This window comes from Cedecea sp. B1(4) (genome assembly GCF_059414925.1).
The window spans coordinates 1-545 of the sequence record NZ_JCAHMZ010000032.1 but is presented as its reverse complement, the minus strand read 5'-3'; the positions used below and the strand labels follow the sequence as shown (position 1 = coordinate 545).

Annotated in this window: 1 protein-coding gene; it reads right to left on the bottom strand. The window is 52.1% G+C overall.

Annotation, left to right across the window (positions count from 1 at the left end):
• A partial coding sequence (locus ACR6JA_RS22030) for a GTP-binding protein (protein WP_420171489.1) occupies nt 1-535 on the bottom strand: 535 nt, incomplete at its 3' end.
• Between the last annotated feature and the right edge of the window lie 10 nt (nt 536-545).

The window sequence follows — 545 nt, the reverse complement described above, 5'->3', positions numbered from 1 at the left end:
GCGCTTTCAGAGCAGAACCACGGATGATTGGAGTGTCATCGCCTGGGAAGTCGTACTGAGACAGAAGTTCACGCACTTCCATTTCAACCAGTTCCAGCAGCTCTTCGTCATCAACCATGTCACATTTGTTCAGGAACACGATGATGTAAGGAACGCCAACCTGACGACCCAGCAGGATGTGCTCACGAGTCTGAGGCATAGGGCCGTCAGTCGCAGCAACAACCAGGATAGCGCCGTCCATCTGAGCAGCACCGGTGATCATGTTTTTCACGTAGTCGGCGTGCCCTGGGCAGTCAACGTGCGCGTAGTGACGAGTCGGGGTGTCGTACTCAACGTGGGAGGTGTTGATGGTGATACCACGAGCTTTTTCTTCTGGTGCGTTATCGATCTGGTCGAATGCACGAGCAGAACCACCGTAGGTTTTAGCCAGAACGGTAGTGATTGCAGCGGTCAGAGTGGTTTTACCATGGTCAACGTGGCCGATAGTACCGACGTTAACGTGCGGTTTTGTACGTTCAAATTTTTCTTTAGACACGGCTATATTC